Annotated in this window: 25 protein-coding genes and 1 pseudogene; 14 read left to right on the forward strand and 12 right to left on the reverse strand. The window is 66.1% G+C overall.

The features are described from left to right. Nucleotides 1-76 precede the first annotated feature (76 nt). From ACYR7D_RS09275 to ACYR7D_RS09295, 5 genes are all read right to left on the reverse strand, one after another. Nucleotides 77-463, reverse strand: a complete 387-nt coding sequence (locus ACYR7D_RS09275; RefSeq protein WP_459549201.1) for a hypothetical protein — start codon at nt 461-463, stop codon at nt 77-79. Between the two features lie 1,362 nt (nt 464-1,825). Next, nucleotides 1,826-3,361: an FAD-binding protein gene (locus tag ACYR7D_RS09280; protein WP_459549202.1), complete on the reverse strand. Its 1,536-nt coding sequence runs from the start codon at nt 3,359-3,361 to the stop codon at nt 1,826-1,828. A gap of 179 nt (nt 3,362-3,540) precedes the next feature. Continuing rightward, nucleotides 3,541-4,593, reverse strand: coding sequence for a 2Fe-2S iron-sulfur cluster-binding protein (locus ACYR7D_RS09285; protein ID WP_459549203.1), 1,053 nt, complete (start codon nt 4,591-4,593; stop codon nt 3,541-3,543). Next, complete coding sequence (locus ACYR7D_RS09290) at nt 4,590-5,438, reverse strand: MaoC/PaaZ C-terminal domain-containing protein (protein WP_459550098.1); 849 nt, start codon at nt 5,436-5,438, stop codon at nt 4,590-4,592. The genes ACYR7D_RS09285 and ACYR7D_RS09290 overlap by 4 nt, the downstream gene beginning before the upstream one ends. A gap of 30 nt (nt 5,439-5,468) precedes the next feature. Next, entirely contained in the window at nt 5,469-6,344 is an 876-nt protein-coding gene (locus ACYR7D_RS09295; protein WP_459549204.1) for an alpha/beta fold hydrolase, read from the reverse strand. Between the two features lie 194 nt (nt 6,345-6,538). Here ACYR7D_RS09295 and ACYR7D_RS09300 point away from each other — a divergent pair, with 194 nt between their 5' ends. The 3 genes from ACYR7D_RS09300 to ACYR7D_RS09310 are packed head-to-tail and all read left to right on the forward strand — an operon-like array spanning nt 6,539 to nt 8,726. Then, the gene (locus ACYR7D_RS09300) at nt 6,539-7,051 is read left to right on the forward strand and encodes a flavin reductase family protein (RefSeq protein WP_459549205.1); all 513 of its coding nucleotides are present in this window, start codon (nt 6,539-6,541) and stop codon (nt 7,049-7,051) included. Between the two features lie 5 nt (nt 7,052-7,056). Then, nucleotides 7,057-7,578, forward strand: coding sequence for a nuclear transport factor 2 family protein (locus ACYR7D_RS09305; RefSeq protein ID WP_459549206.1), 522 nt, complete (start codon nt 7,057-7,059; stop codon nt 7,576-7,578). A gap of 5 nt (nt 7,579-7,583) precedes the next feature. Next, nucleotides 7,584-8,726: an NADH:flavin oxidoreductase gene (locus tag ACYR7D_RS09310; RefSeq protein WP_459549207.1), complete on the forward strand. Its 1,143-nt coding sequence runs from the start codon at nt 7,584-7,586 to the stop codon at nt 8,724-8,726. A 47-nt stretch (nt 8,727-8,773) separates the two neighbouring features. On the opposite strand, the gene ACYR7D_RS09315 is transcribed toward ACYR7D_RS09310, so the two are convergent. After that, the gene (locus ACYR7D_RS09315; RefSeq protein WP_459549208.1) at nt 8,774-9,259 is read right to left on the reverse strand and encodes a nuclear transport factor 2 family protein; all 486 of its coding nucleotides are present in this window, start codon (nt 9,257-9,259) and stop codon (nt 8,774-8,776) included. A 242-nt stretch (nt 9,260-9,501) separates the two neighbouring features. Between ACYR7D_RS09315 and ACYR7D_RS09320 the strand changes: the two genes are divergently transcribed. The 4 genes from ACYR7D_RS09320 (at nt 9,502) to ACYR7D_RS09335 (ending at nt 13,411) form a co-directional block, all read left to right on the forward strand. Then, nucleotides 9,502-10,674: an acyl-CoA dehydrogenase family protein gene (locus ACYR7D_RS09320; RefSeq protein ID WP_459549209.1), complete on the forward strand. Its 1,173-nt coding sequence runs from the start codon at nt 9,502-9,504 to the stop codon at nt 10,672-10,674. A 32-nt stretch (nt 10,675-10,706) separates the two neighbouring features. Further along, complete coding sequence (gene bphC, locus ACYR7D_RS09325; RefSeq protein ID WP_459549210.1) at nt 10,707-11,618, forward strand: biphenyl-2,3-diol 1,2-dioxygenase; 912 nt, start codon at nt 10,707-10,709, stop codon at nt 11,616-11,618. 173 nt (nt 11,619-11,791) lie between these two features. After that, nucleotides 11,792-12,445 carry an IclR family transcriptional regulator gene (locus tag ACYR7D_RS09330; RefSeq protein ID WP_459549211.1) on the forward strand — a complete coding sequence of 218 codons (654 nt, stop codon included), beginning with the start codon at nt 11,792-11,794 and terminating at the stop codon, nt 12,443-12,445. Between the two features lie 183 nt (nt 12,446-12,628). Next, nucleotides 12,629-13,411, forward strand: a complete 783-nt coding sequence (locus ACYR7D_RS09335) for an IclR family transcriptional regulator (RefSeq protein ID WP_459549212.1) — start codon at nt 12,629-12,631, stop codon at nt 13,409-13,411. A 10-nt stretch (nt 13,412-13,421) separates the two neighbouring features. On the opposite strand, the gene ACYR7D_RS09340 is transcribed toward ACYR7D_RS09335, so the two are convergent. Beyond that, entirely contained in the window at nt 13,422-14,210 is a 789-nt protein-coding gene (locus tag ACYR7D_RS09340; protein WP_459549213.1) for an SDR family NAD(P)-dependent oxidoreductase, read from the reverse strand. 110 nt (nt 14,211-14,320) lie between these two features. Here ACYR7D_RS09340 and ACYR7D_RS09345 point away from each other — a divergent pair, with 110 nt between their 5' ends. Continuing rightward, nucleotides 14,321-14,965, forward strand: coding sequence for a TetR/AcrR family transcriptional regulator (locus ACYR7D_RS09345; RefSeq protein WP_459550099.1), 645 nt, complete (start codon nt 14,321-14,323; stop codon nt 14,963-14,965). On the opposite strand, the gene ACYR7D_RS09350 is transcribed toward ACYR7D_RS09345, so the two are convergent. The 3 genes from ACYR7D_RS09350 to ACYR7D_RS09360 form a co-directional block, all read right to left on the reverse strand. Next, entirely contained in the window at nt 14,945-16,081 is a 1,137-nt protein-coding gene (locus tag ACYR7D_RS09350) for a Rieske 2Fe-2S domain-containing protein (RefSeq protein WP_459549214.1), read from the reverse strand. The genes ACYR7D_RS09345 and ACYR7D_RS09350 overlap by 21 nt on opposite strands. A gap of 54 nt (nt 16,082-16,135) precedes the next feature. Then, nucleotides 16,136-16,300: a hypothetical protein gene (locus ACYR7D_RS09355; protein ID WP_459549215.1), complete on the reverse strand. Its 165-nt coding sequence runs from the start codon at nt 16,298-16,300 to the stop codon at nt 16,136-16,138. Nucleotides 16,301-16,621: 321 nt separating this feature from the next. Beyond that, nucleotides 16,622-16,894, reverse strand: a complete 273-nt coding sequence (locus ACYR7D_RS09360) for a hypothetical protein (RefSeq protein ID WP_459549216.1) — start codon at nt 16,892-16,894, stop codon at nt 16,622-16,624. A 125-nt stretch (nt 16,895-17,019) separates the two neighbouring features. Between ACYR7D_RS09360 and ACYR7D_RS09365 the strand changes: the two genes are divergently transcribed. The 3 genes from ACYR7D_RS09365 to ACYR7D_RS09375 all read left to right on the forward strand — a co-directional run bounded on the left by ACYR7D_RS09365 (nt 17,020) and on the right by ACYR7D_RS09375 (nt 19,511). After that, on the forward strand, nt 17,020-18,291 hold the full coding sequence (locus tag ACYR7D_RS09365; protein ID WP_459549217.1) for an amidohydrolase: 1,272 nt from the start codon (nt 17,020-17,022) through the stop codon (nt 18,289-18,291). A 539-nt stretch (nt 18,292-18,830) separates the two neighbouring features. Continuing rightward, complete coding sequence (locus tag ACYR7D_RS09370) at nt 18,831-19,082, forward strand: ribbon-helix-helix protein, CopG family (protein WP_459549218.1); 252 nt, start codon at nt 18,831-18,833, stop codon at nt 19,080-19,082. A gap of 111 nt (nt 19,083-19,193) precedes the next feature. Then, on the forward strand, nt 19,194-19,511 hold the full coding sequence (locus ACYR7D_RS09375) for a VapC toxin family PIN domain ribonuclease (RefSeq protein ID WP_459549219.1): 318 nt from the start codon (nt 19,194-19,196) through the stop codon (nt 19,509-19,511). A 144-nt stretch (nt 19,512-19,655) separates the two neighbouring features. Here ACYR7D_RS09375 and ACYR7D_RS09380 read toward each other — a convergent pair whose 3' ends face one another. Next, nucleotides 19,656-20,573: a zinc-binding dehydrogenase gene (locus ACYR7D_RS09380; RefSeq protein ID WP_459549220.1), complete on the reverse strand. Its 918-nt coding sequence runs from the start codon at nt 20,571-20,573 to the stop codon at nt 19,656-19,658. Between the two features lie 122 nt (nt 20,574-20,695). Continuing rightward, nucleotides 20,696-21,370 carry a hypothetical protein gene (locus ACYR7D_RS09385; RefSeq protein ID WP_459549221.1) on the reverse strand — a complete coding sequence of 225 codons (675 nt, stop codon included), beginning with the start codon at nt 21,368-21,370 and terminating at the stop codon, nt 20,696-20,698. A gap of 671 nt (nt 21,371-22,041) precedes the next feature. On the opposite strand from ACYR7D_RS09385, the pseudogene ACYR7D_RS09390 reads away from it, so the two are divergent. The 3 genes and pseudogenes from ACYR7D_RS09390 to ACYR7D_RS09400 form a co-directional block, all read left to right on the forward strand. After that, nucleotides 22,042-22,446: pseudogene (locus ACYR7D_RS09390) on the forward strand (tyrosine-type recombinase/integrase); the annotation flags it as partial. A 543-nt stretch (nt 22,447-22,989) separates the two neighbouring features. After that, a complete protein-coding gene (locus ACYR7D_RS09395; RefSeq protein WP_459549222.1) occupies nt 22,990-23,481 on the forward strand; it encodes a DUF6083 domain-containing protein in 492 nt (163 codons plus the stop codon). Nucleotides 23,482-23,604: 123 nt separating this feature from the next. Then, nucleotides 23,605-24,669, forward strand: coding sequence for a dTDP-glucose 4,6-dehydratase (locus tag ACYR7D_RS09400; RefSeq protein WP_459549223.1), 1,065 nt, complete (start codon nt 23,605-23,607; stop codon nt 24,667-24,669). The last annotated feature ends 82 nt before the right edge of the window (nt 24,670-24,751 follow it).

The following is a 24,751-nucleotide window of genomic DNA, read 5'->3' on the forward strand; positions in this document are numbered from 1 at the left end:
GCCGTGGAGGTGCCGGTAGTCGCCGTCGCGGGAGCGATCGTAGTCGGTCCGGGCGCTCGGAACCCGAACCGAGGCTTCAGTCGTGATCGTGTTCGCGGTCGTGTTCGCGGGCCCGCTCATAGTCGGTTTCGGCGTTCATATTCCACGAGAGCGGGTGCGCGCCGGGGCCGCAGTCCTTGCTCAACTGGATTGTCGATTCGGGGCGCATCCGTACATCCTCGACCAGCACGCGGAGGTCGCTGCACATTACCAGTACGCCGGCGGTTGCCGCGCCGACATCGGTATTCGTGCATTCGAAATCGACACGGCTGCCGACCGGAACCGCTGAGCAGAACGCCTCAGTGGGCGGCAGCGCCTGGGCAGGTCCCATGCCGACGGTCGTCGATACCGCCACGAGCGCGAGACCGGATACCACCGTTCCCGCGATCGACAGCCGCCGGGTATTTCTCTTGGGGATGGACATCGAGTTCCTTTCTTTTGTTGCGCTACACAACAACTCCCATGGATCATATGCATATCGGGATCCGCTTCTCAGCGGTGGTTCTGCAAGCTAGCCGTGGACCGTGAAACCAGTTGACCTGCGGAAAGGCTGTCCGAGTTGTGCCCTCGGTGGGACACATCGAACCTGGGAACGCAGGTGACCCTGGGAATCCGGCGTCTACGGCACGACGATAGGCGGCTCGCGTCTTCCCGTCCGGTTCCACAATCCGCACGGTCCCGTTCGATATCTTGCCCAGCCGACTGATCAGTTCCTCCGCATTCTCCGAATCGCCGGGGGAGTACCAGCCCGATGGCCGATCGTCCGGAACTTCGCTGGACCGGTCCAAGGGTGCGGATGAACTTCAGATCACCGCTTTGGTATTGGTTGATGTGCACGGTGGGAAACGGCTTGTCCCACAACACGATCGTGGTCAGGCATCCGCCCTCGTCTCCTTTGCGGGAGGACGGAATGTCCAGCTGCAGATGCGAGTACACCCGATTCCAGCGCGGATCGTCATTCGGGGCGGCCGTTGTCGTGGGGGCCGCCGCCACCGTCGTCTCCGGAAGCGCACCGGCCGACGGGATCGAGGGCACAACCGTTATCGAGGGCGGAAGCGGATTGTCGTCTTTCGCGATCTCGATCACCACTGGCACGAGGACACCCGCCACCGCGAGCTCGGTGCCGATCACCCATTCGGGCCTACGGTACCAAGGCCTACCGGACCGTCCTTCCGTGGCGCGGCGCCGTTCGCCCGTATCGGGGCGCTCATCGTCCGGCCCGGCCGTTCGCTCCTGCCGCGTGGTCACCGGATCCCCCTATTCAACCCAGAGTTCTTCGCTCAGAACAATAGCGCGAAAACGCTTTTCGATTTCCGAACCCACCGGATTCGCCGGGCGGTGCGATCGGTGGCCAGGGGCCCGCCGACTATCCGGCAGGGCCCGCCGGATAGTCTGGGGGAGCTATCCGGCGCGTGGTGGCGTCTCGGCGTTGTTCGGGATTCGCTGTATCGACGGTGCGAAAGGAAAGCGCCTCGCCGCGGTGCAGGCCAAGGCGATTGCCGAGCTTTTGGTCCGGCTCCGCGCTCATGGAGACGTTGGCGGTGTGGTCGGTGTGTCGTGCGCGCCTAGGACTCGAACCTGCGACACAACCTGCGCTACGGGCAAGTGATCGTCTTCGACTACTGCACCGAAAGTGGTGTGCCGAGCCATCTCTCGGCGCTCATCCGCACTCACTTCCCTCCGACCGGATGCCGGGGCGAATCGATGTGAGCTGGATCGTCCCCTGTCTCGTACCGGTGTCACGAGAGTTTCCGTCCCATGGCACGGAACCGCAGCGGTGCGGAACTCAGCGGCCGAGGATATCGCGGACAGCGAGGTGGCTGAACAGCATCGAGGCGCCGATGGGATTACCGCCGCCGGGGTAGACGGTACCGCTGACCGCGGCCATGGTGTTGCCTGCGGCGTACAGCCCCGGAATGGGCAGGCCGTCGCGGTCGAGTACACGGGCGCCGGTGTCGGTGCGCAGACCACCCTTGGTGCCCAGATCCGACAGGCCGAATGCCGCCGCGTGGAAAGGTGGCCGGTCGATGGGCACCAGCGGTGCCTCGCCCTGGGTGAACGCGCGATCGTATGCTTCGTCGCCGCGCCCGAAATCGGTATCGGCCCCTGCCGCGACCATGGCATTGAAGCGTTCGACAGTGGCGGTCAGATTCGCGGCCGGGACGCCGATGGCCGCGGCCAGCTCCTCGAGCGTATCGGCCGTATGCCACAGCCCGGCGGCTTCGTATTTCTCCGGTTCGACCATCGATACGTTGGTGGCCTGCACCGGCGGAGCGACACCGTCGCGGTCGTCGTAGACCATCCAGTACGGCAGGGTCAGGCTGCCCTCGCGTATCCGTTCGATCGCGGCCCGCCCGAGCCGGTCGTACGGCGCGGATTCGTTGACGAACCGTTTGCCGTCCTGGTCGACGAAGATTCCGCCGGTGAAGCACAACGCGAAAGCCGACCGGCCGTCCGGATGGGTGAGTCCCGGTGACCACCAGGCCTGATCCATGAGATCGGTATCGCCCCCGGCCGCGATACCGGCCTGGTGCGCTCGGCCCTGATTACCGGGCGGCCCCATGGTGTCGCGCGCGGTGCCCGGCACGCCGTAGCGCCGGCGCAGCTCCTCGTTTCCCTCGAACCCGCCCGCGGCCAGGATTACGCCGCGGCGGGCCCGGATCGCGACCGTCCCGGTGGGTTTCTCGATCAGCGCACCGACGACGACACCGTTGTCCACGATGAGTTCCACAAGGGCGGCGTTGCGGTGCAGGCGCACCTCAGGGTAGGTCGACAGGGCCTTCAGGAAACGGCCGATCAGCGCCCGCCCGCCGATCAGGACCTCTGGCGGCGCGGCACCCAGGCGCTCGGTGTCCAGTGTTCCGCGCAGCTGCTCGTGTAGATCGCCGAGTTCGGACGCGGGTAGCGGTGCGGGCACGATATGGCGCATCCCGTCCTGCCTGGCCTTCGGTGCCGCACCGAAATAATCCGGCCAGGGGTAGACCTGGAATTCGAAATGTTCATCGCTTTCGAGATATTCGATGAGTTCACGACCGCGCCGCACATAGGTTTCCTGGAGGTCGCGCGGTGTCCGGTCGCCGACGACCGCCCGGAAGTAGGTGAGCGCATCCTCGAGGGTGTCGTCCGTACCGGCGCGCTCCAGTACCGGATTGCAAGGGAACCAGGCGCCGCCGCCACCTGAATATGCCGTGGTACCACCGAATTTATCGGTTGCCTCCACCACCGCCACCGAGAGCCCTTCCCGAGCCGCGGTATAGGCGCCGGCCAGGCCGCCACCGGAACCTGCCACCAGCACCTCTACTTCTTCGTCGAAGTCCACCACTGCTCCACCGCCTCCTTGCGCTGATTGCTCGTGCCGAGGGCGACGGTAGAACCAGCGTCCTCGGCACGCCTATGACCTTCCCGGTGATTGGGAGACCGGTGCGTATGCCCGGTCAGCGGGAAAGATGTTGTGTGCTGGCCTGCGCCCGTTCCGAACCTCCGTTTCGGCCGGGCGGGTGATCAGAACTCGATACTCAGGTCGTCGCTGAGGGGACGGGCCTGGCAGGCCAGGATGTAGCCCTCCGCGATATCGGCTTCGTCGAGGACCGAGGTGTTGCCCATATCGACCTTGCCCGCCGTCAATGTGGCAGCGCAGGAACCGCATTCGCCCTCGCGGCAGGAGAACGGTACGTTCACTCCCTTGGACAGCAGCACATCGACCAGGGTCGCCGAACGCGGCCAGCGGAACTCGTGCCCTACTCCGTCGAGGTGCACCGAGACGGTGGCGGCGTCACCGGGGTCCGCATCGGGGTCCGGGAGTACCACATCGGCGAAAGGGTCGCCCGACAGCGAGGTGAAGGTTTCGGCGTGTACCCGGTCGCGGGGAATACCGGCGCGGGCGGCCGCCGCGTGCACGGCTTCCATGAAGGGCCCGGGCCCGCACAGGAAGACCGAATGATCCCGGTACGCACCGGCGAACATGGCCAATTGCTCGATGGTCGGCAGGCCCTGGAGGCTTTCGAGCCAGTGCGTCACCGACAGACGGCCGCCGTAGCGGGCGACCAGTTCCCGCAGTTCCGGCGCGAAGATCACCGATTTCTCGTCTCGGTTGGCGTAACCGAGGACCACCTTGCCCGAGCCCTGGCTCAGGGCCGATTTCAGGATCGAGATCACCGGTGTGATCCCACTGCCGGCGGCGAACAGGAGCAGATCGTCGTCCAAGTCCGCGGGTGTGAAGAGCCCCGACGGTGGCAGCACCTCGATCGTGTCGCCGGCAACCACGTTGTCACACAGCCAGTGCGAGGCATAGCCGTCCCGGGTCCGTTTGACGGTCACCTTCAGCGGTTCATCGGTGAAGGGTGAACTCGCCAGCGAATAGCATCTGGCCACCGAACCGGTCCGGTCGCTGGGCACCCGCAGGGTCAGGAACTGGCCGGGTTCGTAGGTGAACTCCGCGCGGCGGTCGGCCGGAATATCGAAGACCAGCGAACGCGCATCCTCGGTCTCCGATATCACCGAAGCGACGGTCACCAGTACCGAACGCGAACTGTGCGGCGTTTCGAGGGTTGTCATCGCGGCTGCTGTCCTTTCCCTTCGGTGAAGGCGGCCGTACCCCCCGAGATCACCGGCTTGCCTTCTTCGACGAGTTCGAATGCGAGATCCGGTGTTGCTCCGTACACCAGAACCCGGGGGCCCTCCCCGGGATACACGGCGGCGGCGAACCGGCCCGAGAGGGCCGTCAGATCCGCCGGGTGGGCGCCCGTCAGGCGGGCCACCTCCACCGCCGCGGCGCCCAGCGTGCACAGACCGTGCATGATCGGGCGCGGGTGACCGATCCGGGCCGCCGCCTCGGGATCGATGTGGATGTGGTGCCGGTCCCCGGTCAGCCGGTAGAGCGCTGCCTGGTTCTCGGTGGTGCGCAGGACACCGTCGATCGCCGGTTCACCGGCGGGACCGGCCGGTGCGGCGGGACCGCGGTCACCGCCGAACCCGCCCGCCCCGGGAGCGAACAACGACCAGGTCGCGACGAAATATTCGCTCCGCACGACAACCTCGAAGATCGCCGCCGACCCCTTGTCCCACACCTGGCCGACCGAGGCCGACATGGTTATTTCGCCGCTGGGGGGCAGCGGAGCCAGAACGGTGAGTTGCTGGGACCCGTGCACCGTGGTGGTGCGGTCGAATGCGCCGCGCGCGCCGAGTTCGTCGGGAGCCCACTGCGCCAGTGTCAAGGCGAAGGTGGGCAGAACCCGGAGCTGTTCCTCGAAGACCAGGTCGAGTTCGGTGGCTCGGGCACCCACCGCGAGGGCGTAGAGGATGGCGTCGCGTTCGGTATAGGACACGGTGCGGGTGCCGAGGTCTTCACCGGCCCACTGCCCCGCGGTTCGGCCGGCCGCGCCGGCGGATCGTGTGGATATCACAGACCTCTCCTTCGTGGCGTCCGCGGGTCAGCGGGTGCCGGTATCACTGCGCTTCAGAAAGGCCAGTACGGCCGACAGCCAGGCCGTGCGGGCCTCGATCATCGCCCAGTGGCCACAGCGGGGGAATACGTGGAGTTCGGCATCGGGGATGTCGCGCATCGGCAGGACGGCCAGATCGACGGGGCTGACCCGGTCGTCGCGGCCCCAGGTCAGCAGAGTCGGGGACCGGACCTTGTGCAGCTGGGCCCAGTAGGGGACCGCATCGGCGAGCGCGTTCGCCGCGATCGTGGCGGCGAACGCCTTACTGCTGTACATTCGGCGCGCGATCTCGAGCGTACTGGGCTCGGTGGCGAGTTCCCAGCGTTCGTCGATGAGTTCCGGTGTTATCAGAGCGGGGTCGTGCACCATTGACAGCAACCAGCGGATCAAGCCCTCGCGCGTGGGGTTGTCGGTGAACTCCATCAGCAATTTGATGCCTTCGCTGGGCCCCGACGAGAAGATGTTCTTGCCCATACCGCCGATGGTGACGAGTTTGCCCACGCGTTCGGGCGCGGTGATCGCGACCTTCGTCGCGACGATCCCGCCCATGGAATTGCCGATCATATCGACGGTGCCGAGCCCGAGGCCGTCGAGAAATGCACCGACGGCCGATTCTGCCAGCACCATCGGATGCCCGTCGACCGGGTCGCTGACACCGAAACCCGGGAATTCGAGCACGAGGCAGCGGAAGTGCTCGGCGAGATCGCCGAGCACCCCGCGGTAGTTGCGCCATCCCGTCACCCCGGGCCCGGACCCGTGGAGCAGCAGCAGCGGGGGCCCTTCGCCGGCCTCGTGGTAGCGCAGTACACCGAGACTCGTCTCGAGCTCGCGGCGGCTCTGCTCGAAGCTCACATCAGTGGTCATGAGCGGAGAGGTTGCCAGCAAGTACGGCCTCGCCACAGCAGTGCTTCCGTTGAACGAGACGATGACTTCCCGGCCACCCCGAGCAGGGGTTCCACTGAGCGAGAGCCTACTGGGGAACCTAGCCGGGCAGCCATACGCTCGGGGCGTCGACGCAGTCGCGACTTCGACCATGCAACGGAACGGAGGTGGGCCGGATGTCCATCGAATCGATGTCACAGGCTGAGATGCGCAGCGTACTGGGCCAGTTCGCCAGCGGGGTGACCGTGGTGACGGGGATGGACGAGGAGGGTCCGGCCGGGTTCGCGTGCCAGTCGTTCGCGTCGGTTTCCCTGGACCCACCGCTCATCCTTTTCTGTGCCGACCACCGGGGCCGCTCCTGGCCGCGGATCCGTGAGTCCCGCCGATTCACCATCAATGTGCTGCGCGAGGACCAGCGCGATCTCTGCACGCGGTTCGGGTCACGTGACGGTCGTAAGTTCGACGGACTCGAGTGGGAGACCTCGCGGTGGGGGACTCCGGCGCTGCCCGGTGTGCTCATGAGGGTGCACGCCGAGACCTACGAGGTGCATCCGGCCGGTGATCACGATGTGGTGATCGGCCGGGTGCTCGAGCTGGAATCCGTGACCCGGGAACGGCCGATGATCTTCTTCCAGGGTCGGTTCGGGATCGGTACGCCCGAAACAGCCCTGCTCAGCGCCCAGAGGTGATCGCTGTGTTCTCCCCACTGCCGCCGGGTATCCCGGCCGCCGATGCCGCGCTGGCTGTAGACGAGATCAAGCGGGTATTCGCCGCCCGCCTCCGGTACATGGACACCAGACAGTGGCATCTGTATGCCGGTCTGCACACCGAGGACGTGGTCAGTGAGACCTGGGGCGGCCTCCCCGACGACAAACAACCCCGCAGCGACGGCGCCGCGAATCGGGTTGTCGGCAATCACGTTCTGGCCGATACGATCCGTGCACTGCTCGACGGCCCGGTCCGGGTGACCACCGTGCACCACGGTCACACCCCGGAGATCGAACTGACATCGGCCACCACTGCCCGTGGTATCTGGGCGATGGAGGACATGCTCTGGCGGTCCGACGGCGACGAGGAACTGCACCTACACGGCTACGGTCATTATCACGAGGAGTACCGCAAGGTGGACGGCCAGTGGCTGATCAGCTATCGCAAGCTCACTCGCCTGCGAGTCGATGCCCCGCCGGATTTCTTCCGTTTCACGAAAGCCCTGTGATCACGATGACCGAGCATCACGCTGCTCTGTTCCAGCCGTTGACCGTCCGGTCCCTGGAACTCGAGAACCGGATCGTCATGTCGCCGATGACGCGGGCGGCGTCTCCGGAAGGCGTTCCCGGTCCCGATGTCGCCCGCTACTACCGGCGCCGGGCAGCCGGCGGGACCGGCCTGATCATCACCGAAGGCGTTGCCATCGACCATCCGGCCGCGGTCGACAATCCGCGGGTGCCCCGGATGTACGGCGCCGCCGCCCTCGCCGGGTGGAAGACCGTGGTCGACGAGGTGCATGCGGCCGGCGGCAAGATCATTCCGCAGCTCTGGCACGTCGGGCCGCTGTGGGGCGCGATGAGCAAGGTGGATCCGTCGATCACCCCGATGCGGCCGTCCGGACGGTGGGGCACCGTGGGCCTCACGTCGTATTCCGACGAATACGTTGCGCGCTCGACCCCGGCCACCCGGCCGATGACCGAGCCCGATATCGACGAGGTTCTCGCCGCCTATGTTCGCGCAGCGGTTTCCGCGGTCGAACTGGGCTTCGACGGTATCGCGCTGCACGGCGGACACGGCTATCTGCTGGATTCCTTCCTGTGGCACGACACCAACACCCGTGAAGACCGGTGGGGCGGCGACGCCGCGGCGCGTAGCCGGTTCCCCGCGGCGGTGGTCGCGGCGATACGCGGCGCCGTCGGCGGTGATCTGCCCATTTTCTTCCGCTTCTCACAGCACAAACAGCAGGACTACACCGCCCGTATCGCCGAGACACCGGACGAACTCCAGGTGATTCTCGGCGCGCTGGCCGATGCCGGGGTGGATGTTTTCGACGCCAGCATCCGGCGCTTCGACCTCCCGGCGTTCGAGGGCAGCGACCTGTCGCTGGCCGGTTGGGCCAAGAAACTCACGGGTGTGCACGCGATGGCGGTGGGCAGTGTCGGGCTCGGCAAGCCGCTGCGTGACAGTCATATCGAGGGGGCGGCGGCGGTCGTCGACAATATCGGTGAGGTCGAACGCCGGCTCGGGTCGGGCGAATTCGACCTGATCGCGATCGGGCGCCTGCATCTCGCCGACCCGTCATTGGCGACCACATTGCGCACGGGGGCCCCGCTGACACCGTTCGATCGTGCTGTGCACGAAGGACGTTTGCACTGACCGCCGACCCGGCGCCGGGGACGAATCCCGGCGCCGGGTCGGTGTGATCAGCGGCCGGTGCGGCCGAGCAGTTCGCGGGCCGCGGCGCTGCCGTCCAGTAGGCGTGCGGTCCGACGGCGGATGAGCCATGTGCCGTCGGTGCGGACGAGTTCGAAGCGGTTGGCGGTGACCCGCCACACCCGGAACGAGTCCTCATCGGGATTGCGGCGCAGCAGCATCGAATGGCACGTCGCCACAGCGGTGTCGCCGTCGACCCGGACGTGGATGGGATCGAGCAGATGTCCGCAGCCCTCGGCGATGTAATCCTGGTGCGGTGCCGTCCGCACCATCTCGGTGATTGCGTCGCGTCCTTCCATCACCCGGATATCAATGTCGTATACCGCATTCTCGACCCACAACCGGCCGACGGCTTCGGCGTCACCGGCGTCGACCGCCGGGCCGTAGGCGGTCAATACCTCCTGGATAGCGGCCTTGTCCTCGAGCGCCCGCACCCGGTCGAGCAGGGAAGCCACCAGCTCCGCGGTATCGGTCATATCACTCCTCTCCGAGGGTTCGGGCACGCGCAGAGCGGTGCCGTCGCCACTGTTCTACCGGCGCCGGGCGGGCCGAAACCCGCGAGTTTCCGCTGAACGGGAACCCGGATGTATCAGCCCCTCGGGACTGGGAACGTTGGACGCACCACACCCGCGCGGTGCGCGGAGTCGATCAGTTTCGCCGAGGGACAGCCACGCAGTCGCCGGTTTCTCGGCGGGCCGAATTCCAGAAAGAGTCACACATGGGCCAGGTATTGGACAGCATCATGCAGCACGCGGACGAGATCCGCGCCGGAGCCGCCGAAGGTGAGTCGCTCATGCGGCTCACCGATACGACCGCGAAGCATCTGCGTGATTCCCGCATCATCCGCATGTTCCAGCCGAAGGAGTACGGCGGTCTCGAAGGGCATCCCCGCGAGGCTGCCGAAACCGTGATGGCCCTCGCCGCGCTCGACGGCGCGGCGGGCTGGGTCGCCGGCATCGTCGGGGTTCACCCGTGGGAACTCGCCTTCTTCGATCCACGTGCGCAGGAGGAGATCTGGGGCGCGGACAACGATATGTGGATGGCGTCGCCGTACGCCCCGATGGGTGTCGCCGTGCCGGTCGAGGGTGGTTACGTTCTCAACGGTCGCTGGTCGTTCTCGTCCGGTACCGACCATTGTGGCTGGGTCATGATCGGTGCCGCGGTCGGTGACAAGGACGGTAACCGGACCGGCGAGGTACTGCATGTCGTGCTCCCGCGGTCGGATTACGAGATCGACCAGGACAGCTGGAACGTCATCGGCTTGCGCGGCACCGGGTCGAAGGATCTGATCGTCAAGGATGCGTTCCTGCCGCAGTACCGTACGATCGACGCCGATATCGTGCTCAGCGGTAACGGCTGGCGTCATGCGGGTCGCGACGAGACGTTGTACCGGTTCCCGTTCTCGTGCATCTTCCCGCTGGGTATCACCTCATCGCTGATCGGAATGACCGAGGGCGCGCTGGCCTGCTATATCGCGGCGCAGAAAGAACGCGTCCAGGTTACCGGGATTCCCATCAAAGAAGACCCCTATGTCCTGTTCGCGATCAGTGAGGCGGCCGCGGAGATCTCCGCCGCCCGGGTGTCGCTACTGGAGACGGTGGACCGGTTCTGGGACAAGACCGACCGGGGCGAGGAGGTCGGGTTCGAAGAACGGGCGATCGGGCGGCGCACCCAGATCGCGGCGGCGTGGCGCGCGGTGCGTGCGATGGACGAGGTTTTCGCCCGGGCCGGCGGCGCCGCGGTGCACCTGAAGACCCCGATGCAGCGGTTCTGGCGCGACGCCCATGTCGGCCTGACCCATGCCATTCATGTGCCGGGCCTGACCTACCATTCGGCGGCTCTCGCGCAACTCGGCGGTGACCCGCAGGGCCCCTACCGCTCGATGATCTGAAACAGCGACAACTTCGACGGAGAGAACAGAAGATGACAGAACTGCGTGGTCTCGGCTATCTGAGAGTCCAGACCCAGGACGTGGCGCGCTGGCGCGACCTGCTCATCGACGGCCTCGGCATGGCCGTCGGCTCCGGTCCGGAACCGGATGCACTGTATGCCCGGGTGGACGAACGCCGCGCCCGCATCGCGATACTTCCCGGTGATTCCGATAAGGCGCTGGCTGTGGGCTGGGAGGTGCGCGACGAGTTCGCGCTCCGCCGGGTGCGCGAGGTGGTGGAGAAATCCGGGCGAACCGTCGAGGTGCTGTCGCGGAAGGAAAGCGCCTATCTCGATGTGGAAGAGGCCATCGCCTTCGACGACCCCGCCGGTACCCGCCTGGAGGTGTTCCACGGTCCGGTTCTCGATCACAGCCCACTGGTGACGCCGTTCGGCGGGCGCTGGGTGACCGGTGCGCACGGCCTCGGCCATGTAGTGCTGCCGAGCGCTAGGTTCGCGGAGTCGTACGAGTTCTATACCGAGGTGCTGGGCTTCCTACCGCGCGGTTCGATCCGGCTCGACGAAGAGGGCACGAGCCGGGTGCGTTTCCTCGGTATCAATCAGCGTCACCACAGCCTCGCCCTGTGCCCGGCCCCGCCGACGCGGGAGCCCGGCCTGGTGCATCTGATGACCGAGGTGGACACTCTCGACGCGGTGGGGCAGGCCTTGGATCGCGTCAACCGGCAGAAGTTCTCGGTCTCCTCCACTCTGGGCCGGCACACCAACGACAAGATGATCTCGTTCTACGTCCGCGCACCGGGGGGCTGGGACCTCGAGTTCGGTACCGAGGGCATGCTCGTCGACGAGCGGTACTACACCTCCGAGGAGATCACCGCGGATGCCTACTGGGGCCACGATCAGTCGGGGTCCGAGCCGTTGAAGGCATTCGTCCCACCGGCCGGCTGATCCGTAGGCCGGATACCTCCTACGCCGAGAGCACCGCGATGCCCGTCGCGGTGCTCTCGGTGTCTTCTACGCAAAAAGGTGAGACCCGTCACGGTACCCGTGGCGTTCCGACTACAATCCCTCTTATTGATTGTCTGATCAATCAATAAGAGTCTCTCGTTTCGGAGTGCCCCGTGACCACTATTGATGAAGGCCGCCCCCAGACCGTGATGGGGCGGGTGCTCGTACTGCTCGAACCGTTTCGCGAAGCCGGCAGCCTCACTCTCACCGAGCTGGCCGAGCACACCGGTTTCCCTCGTTCATCGACTCATCGGATGCTGCTGCAGCTCGTGGAGGTCGGCTGGTTGCGCCGCAGTGGTACGACCTACCAGCTGGGTCCGAAGATGATGGAGCTCGGTTCGCTGGCGCAGGACCACGACCGCGTCTATCGGGCTGCCGTCTCGGCGATGTATCGGCTCCACAAGCGCACCGGAATGGTGGTGCATCTGACCGTCCTCGAGGGGGACGAACTGCTCTGTCTCGAGAAGGTCGGCGGCCGGTGGGCCGCGATGTTGCCTACCTACGTCGGGCAGCGGCGACCGGCCGGTGAAACCGTCGAGGGTGCCGCGCTGCTCGCCCTGCGTGACGGGTATGGGCCGGCCGTTCGCGAGCGGGTTGTCGAGTGTGGCGCGGGGGGACGGGTGCGTTGTCTCGCCGTCGCCTTCGATGCCGGTCGTCCCGAGATCGCCGCGCTCTCGCTGGCCGCTCCGCTGGAGTGGGCGCCGGAACGCGTCGATCGCGAACTGGTCGAGGCTGCCGGTCTGGTGGCCGCCGAACTCACCGCCTGAGGCGGTCCGGCGCCGCTGTCCGATGCCCGGCGAGTCGGGCCGTGGCGCTGTGTATCGCGGATTTGCTTTGACCTGGGTCACAGTCCTGCTATCGTCACATTGCCATTGATTGAGCGCTTGATCTATGAATCGGACGCGCGCTTCCAGGCCGTAGTCGCGGTCTGCTCACCGATGGAGGTTCCTATGAGGAATGGCGACGACTTCTCTCCTGCCGTCATCGACCGTGTCGCGGGCCTGCTCGACGAATTCCGCAACGGCGGCGAACTCACCCTGTCCCAGCTTTCCTGCCGGGCCGGACTGCCGCGATCATCCGCCCATCGCATGCTCGCCCGGCTCGTCGAGTTGGGCTGGGTCGACAGGCGTGGTCAGGGGTATGTGCTGAGTCGGAGGATGTTCGAGTGGGGGGCCCTCGCGCAGCGGCATGACAGCCTGCACCAGGCAGCGCATCCGATCCTGCACGAACTCCATGCGACCTGTGGATTGATCGTGCATCTGGCGGTTCTCGACGGTAGCGATATCCGCTACCTCGACAAGGTCGGGCGCGGGCCGATACCCCTGCCGTCCCGTATCGGGGGTCGGCAACCGGCGCTGCGCACCGCCCTGGGTAAGGCGCTCATCGCGCATTCCGGGGTGGATCCGGCCCGGTTCGGCCCGGCTGTGGCCTCTTTGTCCGCATCGGGGCCCGGCTCGCTACCACGCCATCAGATGGCTCATATCCGCCAGCAGCGGGTGGCTTACGAACGCGAAGAAGCCGTCCGGGGTGTTGCCTGTGTGGCCGCTCCGATCGGCGACGGTCGCACCTGTGTGGGGGCCATTTCGGTGGCCGGTCCCGTCGACAGCGTGGATATCGTGGCCTTGGCGGTGCCGGTCCGAGCCGCGGCTCACGCGATTTGGCAGTGCACTGCGGTGAGTCGCGCTGCCCAACGAGATCCGGTCGGGACCGGCGCCGTGCGCCGGGCCGGCTGATCGATGCGAATCAGCGAACCAGTGCCTGCCCGCCGTCCACCGGCAGCGAATGCCCGGTGATATAGCGGGCGGCATCACTGCACAGGAAGACCACCGCCGGGCCGATATCGGTCTCGGGATCTCCGAGCCGCCCCAGCGGCACGGAACGCAGGTACTCGGCGGCGGCCGCGGGTTCGTGCTGCGCCCACTGTTGCATTGTCCGCGAATCGGCGAGCGGCAGAATCGCGTTGACCCGGATTCCGTCGGCGGCCCATTCGCAGGCCGCGGTGCGCGTCAATACCCGGACCGCCTCTTTGGCGGCCGCGTAGGCGCCGGTGCCGGACGGATTCCAGCGGATACCGGCGGCGGAACCGAGGTTGACGATCGCTCCGCCGTTCCTCAGATACCGATGGCAGGCTCGCATCATCCGCCAGGTGGCGGTGGGGCCCGATTCCATGCCCGCGCGGTAGGTCGCCTCGTCGATCTCCAGCAGCGCTCCCGGTGCCGGTGTCTGGGCATTGTTCACCAGCAGGGTTATTCCACCGAACTCGGCCACGACCGCGTGTACCAGGGCATCGACCGCGCTGCCGTCGGTCACGTCGCAGACGAACGGTGTCGCGCGGCCCCCGCGGGCGGTGATCTCGTCGGACACGGCACCGATGGTCGCCGCCGTGCGACCGGCCACGGCGACCTGGGCCCCGGCTGCCGCCAAGGCGAGGGCGATCCCTCGGCCGATTCCCTGACCCGCCCCGGTGACGATGGCCGTATGGCCGGTCAGGACGGCTGCCGGATGATGGTGCTCGGCCGGTGAGTTGGTCATGCGTACTCCTGAGGGGAACGGGACTGACAGAGTTTATTGAGCGGTTGATCAATGGATATGGCACAATCGGTTTCCTGGACAAGCCGTACCCGAACCCGACAGGGGAGACCGTGGATCCGCAGGAACGCAGGAAGCTGATTCTCGACCGCTCGGCCGAGATATTCGCTCGCAAGGGAGTTGCCGCGACCACCATCCGTGAGATCGCCGACGCGGTAGGGGTGTATTCGGGCGCGCTTTACCACTATTTCCCGTCGAAGGAAGCGATCGTCACCGAGCTCATACGTGAGTACATAGAGGATCTGTCGGCGCGTTGCACAGCCGTGCTGGCACGGGAGCTGCCGCCGATCGAACGCCTCGAGGCACTCGCCGGAATCGCCCTGGCGACCAGTGAGCAGTACTACGGGGCCACGTCGATCTGGCGCCGTGAAGGCGAATACATGCGGGAGCGGGTTGTCGAAGCCGATATGACGGCCACCGCCGACATAATGGAGATGGCCTGGCGGGATGCCATCAGAGAAGGTGTCGCCGCCGGTGAGCTGCGCACCGATATCGATCCCGAGGCCTTCCGCGAGCTGCTCTACGACGCGGTATGGCATGCCACCCGCTGGTTCCGGTCGGATTCGGAAAACGCCCTCGCCGATCTCGCTCGGACCGTGATCTCGGTATTCGTCGACGGAATGCGGCCCCGGGACGCCGCCCGCCCCACCCCGATCGGGGCAGGACGGGCGGTGACATCAATCGCCGGAGGCCGATAGGTTTTCAGCGACCTCGCGGTGCCACGATTCGAGGGCGCGGCTGGTGTCGACCTCGAACTCGAAGCGCTGCGTCATCTCCGGAGTGACGTCCTCGAGATCCACGTAGAACTGGCTGTACCAGCGACGGAGCTGGTAGACAGGGCCGTCCTCTTCGGTGAGCAACGGGTTCTCGATCCGGGTCTTGTGCTTCCAGATCTCGATATCCTGCTTGAACTGCTCCTCGAGCCCGTCGGTGAACAGCGTAGCCATTTCCGCGGTCTGCTCGTCGGTCATACCGTCGATCTTCTTGACGATGGTGCCGAACTGCAGAACGAACGAGTTCGTGGTGACCGGGTAATGGCAGTTGATGAGTTTGGATTCGACGGTGGTGCCGGCGGCGACGGTGTAGATCGTATCGAGCATGAACGATGGTCCGTAATAGAACGCATCAGAGATGGTTTGTGCTTCTGGGAGATCCATCTGCACACCGGTCTTGATGTCGTCCCGCCCGTACGAGCGCATATGCTGTCCGGCGATATGGCCGTCGAAGACGTTCTTGAAATACTCCGGCATCTGATAGTGCACATAGAAGAAATGCGCCATATCGACCACATTGTCGACGATCTCACGGCAGTGTGAGCCTTCGACATGAATCGTGGTCCACGTCCAGTCGGTCCACTCTCCGTCTTCGTAGCCCTCGATCTCCGGGATCGCCTGCTCCGCCGGCGGTTCGGAGCCCTGCGGGCAGTTCCACACCAGCAGGATCCCGTTACGTTCCATGGTGGTCCAGGTCCGCGTACGGGCGACCTTGGGCGTGCGGCGGGCGTAGGGCACCGATTCACAGCGGCCCTTGCCGTTCCAGCGCCAGTCGTGGAACGGGCAGGCGATCGTATCGCCCTTGATCTCGCCGCGGGCGAGGTTGCCGCCCATATGCCGGCAGTAGGCGTCCAGCACATTGATTTTGCCGGTGGAGTCGGCGAATACGACGAGCTCGGTACCGAAGACCTTGATCTGGTGTGGCTTACCGTCGCGGAAGTTCTTCGCCAATCCGATGCAATGCCAGCCACGTGCGAAACGTGACGGATTGGTTCCGGTTTCGATGTTGCGGATCTCGATCCGCTCCTGCTCGACAGTCATGGCTTCTCCAGTGATTGTGTAGATACATGAAACGGGCTGAATACGGGCTGTGGGTCACCGGAGCGGAGTGACGGTTTCCTTCGCGGCAAGGGGGGCGACGTCCGGCTCGGACCGGGTGCTCATGGTGATCTCACCCTCCGTCACCGCCGCGTCAACCGTCCGGTCGAGCGCTTCGCAGCGCAGTAGATAGCCGCCGCCGGCAGCCTTCGCTGCGGCCATTTCCCGGCACGTCCGGGAAGCCTCCGCGGACCATTGGATGCTCGTATGTGCAGGGCTGTACTTCGCGACGGACACACATGCGTCGCAGGTATGACAGGCGAGCGGCTGCAATTTCCGGATCCCTTCCTCGGATAGAGGCGAGACTAGAAACCTCGATGTGGCGCCGACCACGGAAATTCAGCCCAGCGGGATGTCGTGTCGTCGGTTCCGGATGGCAGCGTCGTCATCGATCGGCCCGCAGGGGAGCCGGTGCCGCTACCAGCGCCCAGCGAGTGAGCTGCGGCTGTTCAGCGCACAGTGGCAAGAGGTGATGTTTCGGTGTTACGAGGCCCCGCCACGCCCCTGGGTGGCCGCGGCCCACCCGACCGAGCTGATATCGACGGTGCCGACGTAACCACCGTCTACCCACACCAGCCCCAGCAGCGGGAACCGCGCCCGGATACCGGTCAGCACCTTCCGGGCACCTACGACCACCACGCCGATTTTCCGGCCGCGCCGGCCCGGCTCGCGGTGCTGGGTCGCCGCGGGCGAGCTGGTCCGGGCCGAGGATGTCCCCCGCATGAGCTCCGCGACCCACCCGAATCGGGCGCGCATATCGGACCGTGCACAACACGGGTTCATCCCTGGCGGGTGAGGACCGCGATCCGGTGGGCAGGTTCGCTGGGACTACGGAGGCCGGTGGGCGCCGGTTTCCGGAATCCGGTGGACAGGAGTTCGCCATGACCCACGACGCCGCCAAGGGGGCAGTGATGCGTGCACACGAAAATGTTCCGGTCGATCCCGGCCTGGCCGATCTGTACAAGGACCTGCACCGTCATCCGGAACTCGGCTTCCGAGAACATCGCACCGCGGGGATCGTCGCCGACCGGCTGACCCGCCGGGGACTACAGGTGACCACTGGTATCGGGCGGACCGGGGTCGTGGGTGTGCTGGCGAACGGTGCCGGCCCCACCGCGCTGCTGCGCGCGGACATGGATGCCCTGCCGGTGGCCGAGGACACCGGGCTCGACTACGCGAGTACCGCGACAGCGGTATCGGGTGAAGGCACCGTGCCCGTGGCCCACGCCTGCGGTCACGACCTCCACGTCACCTGCTTGCTCGGCGCGATCGACGCCCTGGCCGCCCGCCCCGATAGCTGGCGCGGAACGCTGGTGGCGGTGTTCCAGCCGGCCGAAGAACTCGGTGCGGGCGCGCAGGCGCTGGTGGACGACGGTCTTTTCGACCGCATCCCGCGCCCGGATGTGGTCCTGGGCCAGCACGTCGCCCCGCTACCGGCTGGCACCGTCGCCGCCCATCCCGGCCCGGCGTATGCCGCATCCGATTCGCTGCGGGTGCGACTGATCGGCCGGGGCGCCCACGGATCCATGCCGCAATCGTCGGTGGACCCGGTGGTCATGGCCGCCGCCACGGTGCAGCGGTTACAGTCCATCGTCGCGCGCGAGATTCCCAGCACCGCGACAGCGGTACTCACGGTCGGCTCCCTGCACACCGGGGACGCGGCCAATGTCATCCCCGGTGCAGCCGAACTCCAGCTCAATATCCGTAGTTACGACGAGGGGGTGCGGAGCACCATCCTGGACGCAGTCGCACGCATCGTCCGGGGTGAGGCCGCGACCGCCGGTGCCCCCGAAGAGCCCGTCATCACCAGGACCGAGCGGTTCCCGGTCGTGGTGAACGACGCCGGGGCGCTGCGGAAAACCCTCGACGCGTTCACCCCATGGCTGGGCGCCGATCACGTTCTGGATCCCGGCGCGGGCGCCGGCAGCGAAGACGTCGGCATCCTGGCGACGAGTTCGAACGCACCACTGGCCTACTGGCTACTGGGTGGGACGGACCCGTCGCTGTTCACCACCGGCGATATGAGCGATCCGGCACTGCAGAGGGTGCCGTCCAACCACTCCCCGCACTACGCACCGGTGATCGATCCGACCCTCTCCCTCGGCGTGACCGCGCTGGTCACCGCAGCACGCACCTGGCTCCCCACCGGCTGACAGCCGGTATATCCCGCCCGGCGGAAGACGCCCGGAGTCGCCGAATCCACCATGCGGATCGAAGCGCCGGAACAGACCCGCGCCTGCTGTGGCCTGCCCGTGATCACCGGCGTCGGAAGGTTCTCGTGACCGCTGGGCAATACCGATCCGGCTCTCCAACGGGTCGCCGAATTGGCGGGTCGGCAGGTACCGGGCGTCCATCTGTCGCGCCGGAGGTTCCAGCTCGAACGAGCCACTGACCGGATACCTGAACGGCAGAAAGTCCGACGACGAGGTGGTCACCTCCACCTGCGGAGCAACGTGGCTGAATTCCGCGCGGGCCGGTTTTGCTACTGCGTACGCGCTGCGCACCGAGGGTGGTAGCGAGAGAAGGTGCAGTCGCCAATCGGGCGTTTGACCTGCAGATTTCTGTGCCCTCGGCAGGAAACGCAAAACATGGGCAACCAGAAAGCGTCTGCTTATCGTGGGTTCCTCCGGATCTGAGGAGCGTGTGATATGTGGCGCTCGCCACAAGGTTATGGTGCAGGTACCATACCCTTATGGCGTTGAAGAAGACGACGGTCATGGTCGACGAGGCCGACCTCGAGCTGGTGAAGAGGGCCGCGGCGCGGGAAGGGCGGCCGGAGTCCGAATATTTCCGTGAAGCTTTTCATCTGGCCGCGATACGCACCCGCCGATGGGATGAGGAGTGGGATATCCCTGTACTCGACTACGGGCATGCGGTGTCGGCGGATGAAATCGATAGCACTGTGCGAGAAGCGATCACCGACACCGAATCCGATACTGAATGATAGTGATCGGCGATACCTCGGGGCTGGTCGCCGCTTTCAACTCCGCGGATCCCGAGCACGTCCGCGCGCGCAGCGCTGCAGCAGGCGGCGCTGACCATCGTCTCTCCCCTCGTGTTGCTCGAAGTCGAACACATCACCACTCGAAACCTCAATCGTCGCGCCGCATATGCGGTGAATGATTGGTTATTGGCGCAAGAGCGCACCGGACGCATCGAAGTGCCCGCGGTCTCGGCGGACTTGTTGCGAGTCGCACGCAGGGTGCAGAACAAATACCTGGCCTTGCGCCTGGATCTGACAGACGCCACCAATGTTTCATTGGCGGAACGATACGAAACCGTGGCGGTATTGACACTCGACCGACGTGATTACCGCGCAATTACCCCGCTGACTGGTCATGCCGCGTTCCGCCTGTTGCCCGATGATCTCTAGTTGTTGTGGGTCGTGACGTTGGTGACGCGGGGTGTGGAGTGAGTTGAAGGGGCGGTTCCTCCAGCGGCAGGATGTGAAGCGCCCGGCCGATGCTTCGATGTATTTCCCGGTCATCGTTGCTGACCTCTGCTGTGGCTGCTTCGGTCAGGGCTCGAGCACGTAGCGACCGTGCGTCCCGCCCTCGGCCATGGCCCGGTGGGCGTCCGCGGCCCGGGCCAACGGCATGACGGCATGGACGCGAGTCGGCAACCGGCCGGACGCCGCGCGGGCCAGCAGCTGCCTCAGTCGGGGACCGTCCGATTGCGCCATCAGTGTGTTCACTGTGATCCCGCGCTCGGCCGCGGGCACGATATTGGGCCGGACGCCGACGAAGGTTCCGCCGTCACGGACCAGGGCCAGACCCCATACCTGCCGGGGCGTGGTATCGACGACCGCGTCCCAGCCCATCCCGGCACTCGTTACGAAGTCGGCGCCGAGACTCCGCACGAACTGTTCGTCCCCGGCTCGGGCCAGGCCGGTCACCCGCCAACTGCGGTCGGGTACGAGCGCGGCAACGTTGGCCCCGACCGCGCCTGCAGCGCCGGTCACCAGCAGCCGGTTGCCATCGGCGGGCGCGTCGCCGAGCAGATCGACGATCTGCGCCGCGCTCAGACCGCTGAGCGGCACCGTCGATGCCGCGACCAGGTCGATTTCGTCGGGTACAACGGCGAGATCGGCGGCGGGCACGACGAGTTGTTCGGCGTAGGTACCGAAGTCGCGGTCGAAACCGAGGACGACATCGGCGACCCGGGTGCCGGCGGCCATATCTACGCCCGGACCGGCGGCGCGCACGGTGCCGGCGAAGTCCCAGCCCAGGCCGGTGTGCGAAGGCTGGTTGATCATGCCCAGCTCGTGGAAGAACCCGCCCACGACTCCGAGGTCGGTGGGGTTGACCGGCGCGACCGCCACCGCCACCGCGACCTCACCTGGGCCGGGTTCGGGGAGCGGGACGTCGATGATCTCGATCGAGTCCGGTCCGCTCGGAGTGCGGACGACGGCGGCCCGAAAAGTAGGTGTGCTCATGTTTCGCTCCTCTATGGGTTCGGTTCCGATGAGCTCGACAATGGTCCCGGGGTTTTGGAAGGCACTTGGAGCCGACTTGGAACGCTGTAACCGGTGCGCTCCGGACACCCGCCGAACGCGGTTCAGCGTTGCCGCGGGGTCGAAACATGGTTGCCGAGAACTCGCTCGGCGTGGGCGCGGGCGTCGGCGGACCAGTGGGGGGCGTGCCACCGGTCGGCGATGGCGGCGGCCCGGGTGAAGTGGGCGACGGCCTCATCGTGGTGGCCGAGGAAGAGGGCGAGTTCGCCGAGCGTGTGGGCGACCGGGCGCAGGGCCAGTGACACGGATTCCGCACCCGCCGGGGGTCCGTCTCGGTGTGGGAGCAGGTCCGCGTAGGTCTGCTCGGCGGCGTCGCGGTCGTTCGAGGCGATAATCGCCAGGGCGCGCAAGCTGGTCAGGAAAGTGAAGAAGAAGTCGCGCCGGATGGGGGCCGGTGCCGCGCCGAAACGGTGGGCCTCGCTGCCGCGGCCGGCGGCATGGAGGGCGAGTGTGAGCAGGTCGGCGACCATGGGGTCGAGTGCCTCGTGGAAGGCATACACCTCATCCAGATGGTCGCCGAGCGTGCCGTTGCCGATCCAGGTCGCCGCCCGCGCGAGGCGGAGGAAGCCCGCGGCGTGCACCGACCCGGCGCGCTCCATATGTTCGGTGGCCTCGGCGTAGCGGCCGCTGTCGTTCCCCGCGGACTCCGATTCGGCCGCCATCACCGAGCGGTACCTCACCAGCCCCGAATTACGCTCCGATATGGAGGGTTTCGACACCACCGCGATCCTCGACGTGACAACCACCCAACTCATCCCGGCCCCCCGGGTCACCACTGCTGTAACCGCGTCGCCGTTCAGAACCTGCCGGTGCGGCGTTCGATTCGGTGCCCCAGCCGGCCCGGTTTTCGGCGATGAAACTCTGGTGAGATGTGGCCAACCGTAGAAGTGGAAAGCAAGTGCGCCCAGGGCGAAGTGATCTGCCCGTTACCAGGTGACAACCGGACTCGGCGCAGCGCAGGAGGGGTAGATACCGCGCCGGCGAAGGACGATCAATATCGTGAGGTGCGGTCATGGATGCGGCAGCATGAGCGGAGAGCTGGGGCTTACCTCATGGCGTGGATAGATCGCCTGCGCGGACGGAGCCCAGCGACACCGCCCACCCTCGGTCCGCTGCCCGCAGATGTCGGCGTGCCGGATCCCGCCGAGCCGCTGTACGCAGGGGCCCTCGTGTTCGGACCCAGCCGGGTGTCTGCAAGGGCAGGGCGCATCGCCGCGAGACCCTCGGGTTGCGTGGCCGGCGGGTGCTGGCCCCCGAAAATCACCAGCGTACGAAGTGTCGCGTTCCCGGACTTTCTGGTCGGCCCGATGAAAGAGCGTGTGGCCAGCCGAAGTGATGACGCGGAGGTTTTCACCTCGTCACAGGGTGTGGTCCTGCGAGTGCGGAACATGCGGCGGGATTGGTTCGATGCTGCCGCAAAGCCGCGGAGTTGGGTGGGCTGACTCCGCACGAGCTCCGGCACACGGCCGCCTCGCTTGCTGTGTCGCAGGGAGCCTCGGTGCTCGCGCTGCAGCGGATGCTGGGCCACGATAAGCCGAATACCACGCTGGACTTCTACGCGGCTCTGTTCGATGACGATCCGGATGACGCGGTGACGGGACCGGTTCGGCCCCCACTGAATTCGCTGCGGTCTGGCTGCGGACGGGGGAGCGGCGGGCCTGGAAGACTTCGAGAAGAATCCCGCCTGACCTGTATGGATGTTGTGCCCTCGGCGGGGCACGTCGAACATGGGAGCGGGGATGACCTGTGGTTTTCCGGTGGGCGGTTGGTGGTCGAAGCCGATTATGAGTTATAGGTGGGTGGTGCTGCTGTCTTGCTGTACCGCTTGCCATCGTGCGATCGCGTGGAAGGTGTTGGCCTGAAGTCGTGTGAGTGTCTCTGCATCGGCTCCGTCGGCGAGGATGATTTCGAAGTCTGCTTCTGGTCCGTTTGTCCGTCGAGGCCGGCGGTTGGCGAGGTGTGGCTCGACGGGTTCGGTTGCACGGGGCGGCATGCGGGGGAGTATCTCGTATCAGTTGGTTTGTGAGGAAGGACATGCTCGAACCCTCGGTAATGCCGATTGCCGGACGTTCACGGAAGCCGCTGCACGACGTGTGGGTGGCGACGGTTCGATTAGCATTGTCGATGTGTTCAAGGTGATGTCGCAGAGCGGTGCTGGTGGGGTATCTGATGCGTCGATTACGGCGTGACGACCGAGGAGGCGCCGGGTCCGTCGTTGGTGTCTCGGTTCGGATCAGGTAATCGCGCCCTGCAGGGCCATGCTCGGGCTCAGGCGGGCGGATCGGCAATAGCTCTGAAAGCTGTTGGCCTTCAAGGCGATCGTGCAACCATCTTTCGTGTGAGTAACTCGGTGTGCATCGTCTGCGGGGCGAGTGAGGGAGCGCAGGAAAGGCCCGTTCCGCTGCGGACGGTCACCTGCGATCAGTGTTGGGACGAGGCGGTGAAGTTCCCGGACCGGGAGCCGGAGAAACTCGACCTCGAGCTGACCGTCGACCAGCTACGCGTCGCACCGGTGGCCGATGCCAGAGAAGGCACACCCACGGCGTGCAAGCACTGCGAGACCGAATGCTCCTGGCATCGCACCAGAAACGGCCGTTGGCTGCTGATGGAACCGGGGTTCTATCCCACCGCGAAGATCCCGCCGGGCAAGCGTTGGCGCGTTGCGGGCGATGGCACCGCGATCAACTTGGGTGGTGCTAATCCGACTGATGAGTGCCGAATCACCCATTTCGATGTCTGTCCTGCCAGACGGGCTCCCGAGGACGGCCCGCTGCTGCTTGCCATCTGGAGGGGTAACCACCGCGAATGGAAGGCGCGACAGAACCAGTAACGACCCCGCGGGTACCTCGTAGACGAGTGTGGCCGGGGCCGCGATTCTCGATGTTGCGATCTCCACAGGCACCGACCACGCGATATCAGCCGCATCCGTGGGGCTGGGCTAGGCTCAGCGATTATGGCCGTTTACCTCGTCACCGGCGCTGCCGGGTTCATCGGCGCAAACTATGTGCACCTCCTGTCCGGCTGGGAACCGGACGCGCAGGTGGTGGCGGTGGACTATGTCGGCTTCGCGGGGAACGTGGCCAACCTGGATCCGGTGATCGACCAGGTGACCTTCGAACGGGTCGATATCGCCGACCCGGCGGCGATGGAGACGATCTATCGCCGGTACCGGCCCGACTACGTGGTGAACTTCGCCGCCGAATCACACAATGATCGCGCGATCCTCGGACCTGGCGCATTCATGCGGTCGAATGCGCTGGGTGCGCAGGTGATGGCCGAATGCAGCCGCATCGTCGGGGTGACTGCGCATGTGCACGTGTCGACGATCGAGGTGTACGGGGAGCTGGCGGCGGGCCAGCGCTGGTTCACCGAGCGCAGCCCGTTGAACGCCAAGACGCCCTACAGTGCGGCGAAGGCGGCCGGGGACCAGATCGTGCGCGCCTACATGGCGACCTACCCGGAACTCGATATCCGGATGACGCATTGCGCCAACAACTACGGTCCGTATCAGCTGCCGGAGAAGCTGATCCCCCTCGCGGTGACGAATCTGCTGCGGGGCAAGAAGGTACCGGTCTACGGCGACGGGTTGCAATCACGGGACTGGCTACACGTGGCCGACCACTGCTCTGCGGTACACCGCGTCTTGCACGCCGACCTGGAACCGATTCCGGCCGCTGCGGGCACCGACCCGGGACTGCTGCCGATCTTCGATATCTCCGCACGCTGTGAGGTCACCAACCTCGATATCGCCCGTCGTGTCGTGACCGCGCTCGACCTGGATCCGCAGGAGTGGATCGAACACATCCCCGACCGGCCGAACCACGACCGCCGCTACCTCATCGATCCCGCCAAGCTGGAGACCGATCTCCAGTGGCGACCTGAACACGAGTTCGAGGCCGGAATTGCGGAGACCGTGGCCTGGTATGTCGAGCATAGGGACTGGTGGGAGACGATTATCGCCGACAAGGGCGAGCTCGGGTTCGACTGGAGCCAGATGGGCCCGGCTCCGGCGCATTAGTCGCCGTATCGCGGTCTCGGCCGCTGTTACCACGCGACGAATTCGTTCGCTCGTCGAGGAGCGATCGCCGAACTACTACCAG

The sequence above is a fragment of the Nocardia sp. X0981 genome (assembly GCF_977089955.1).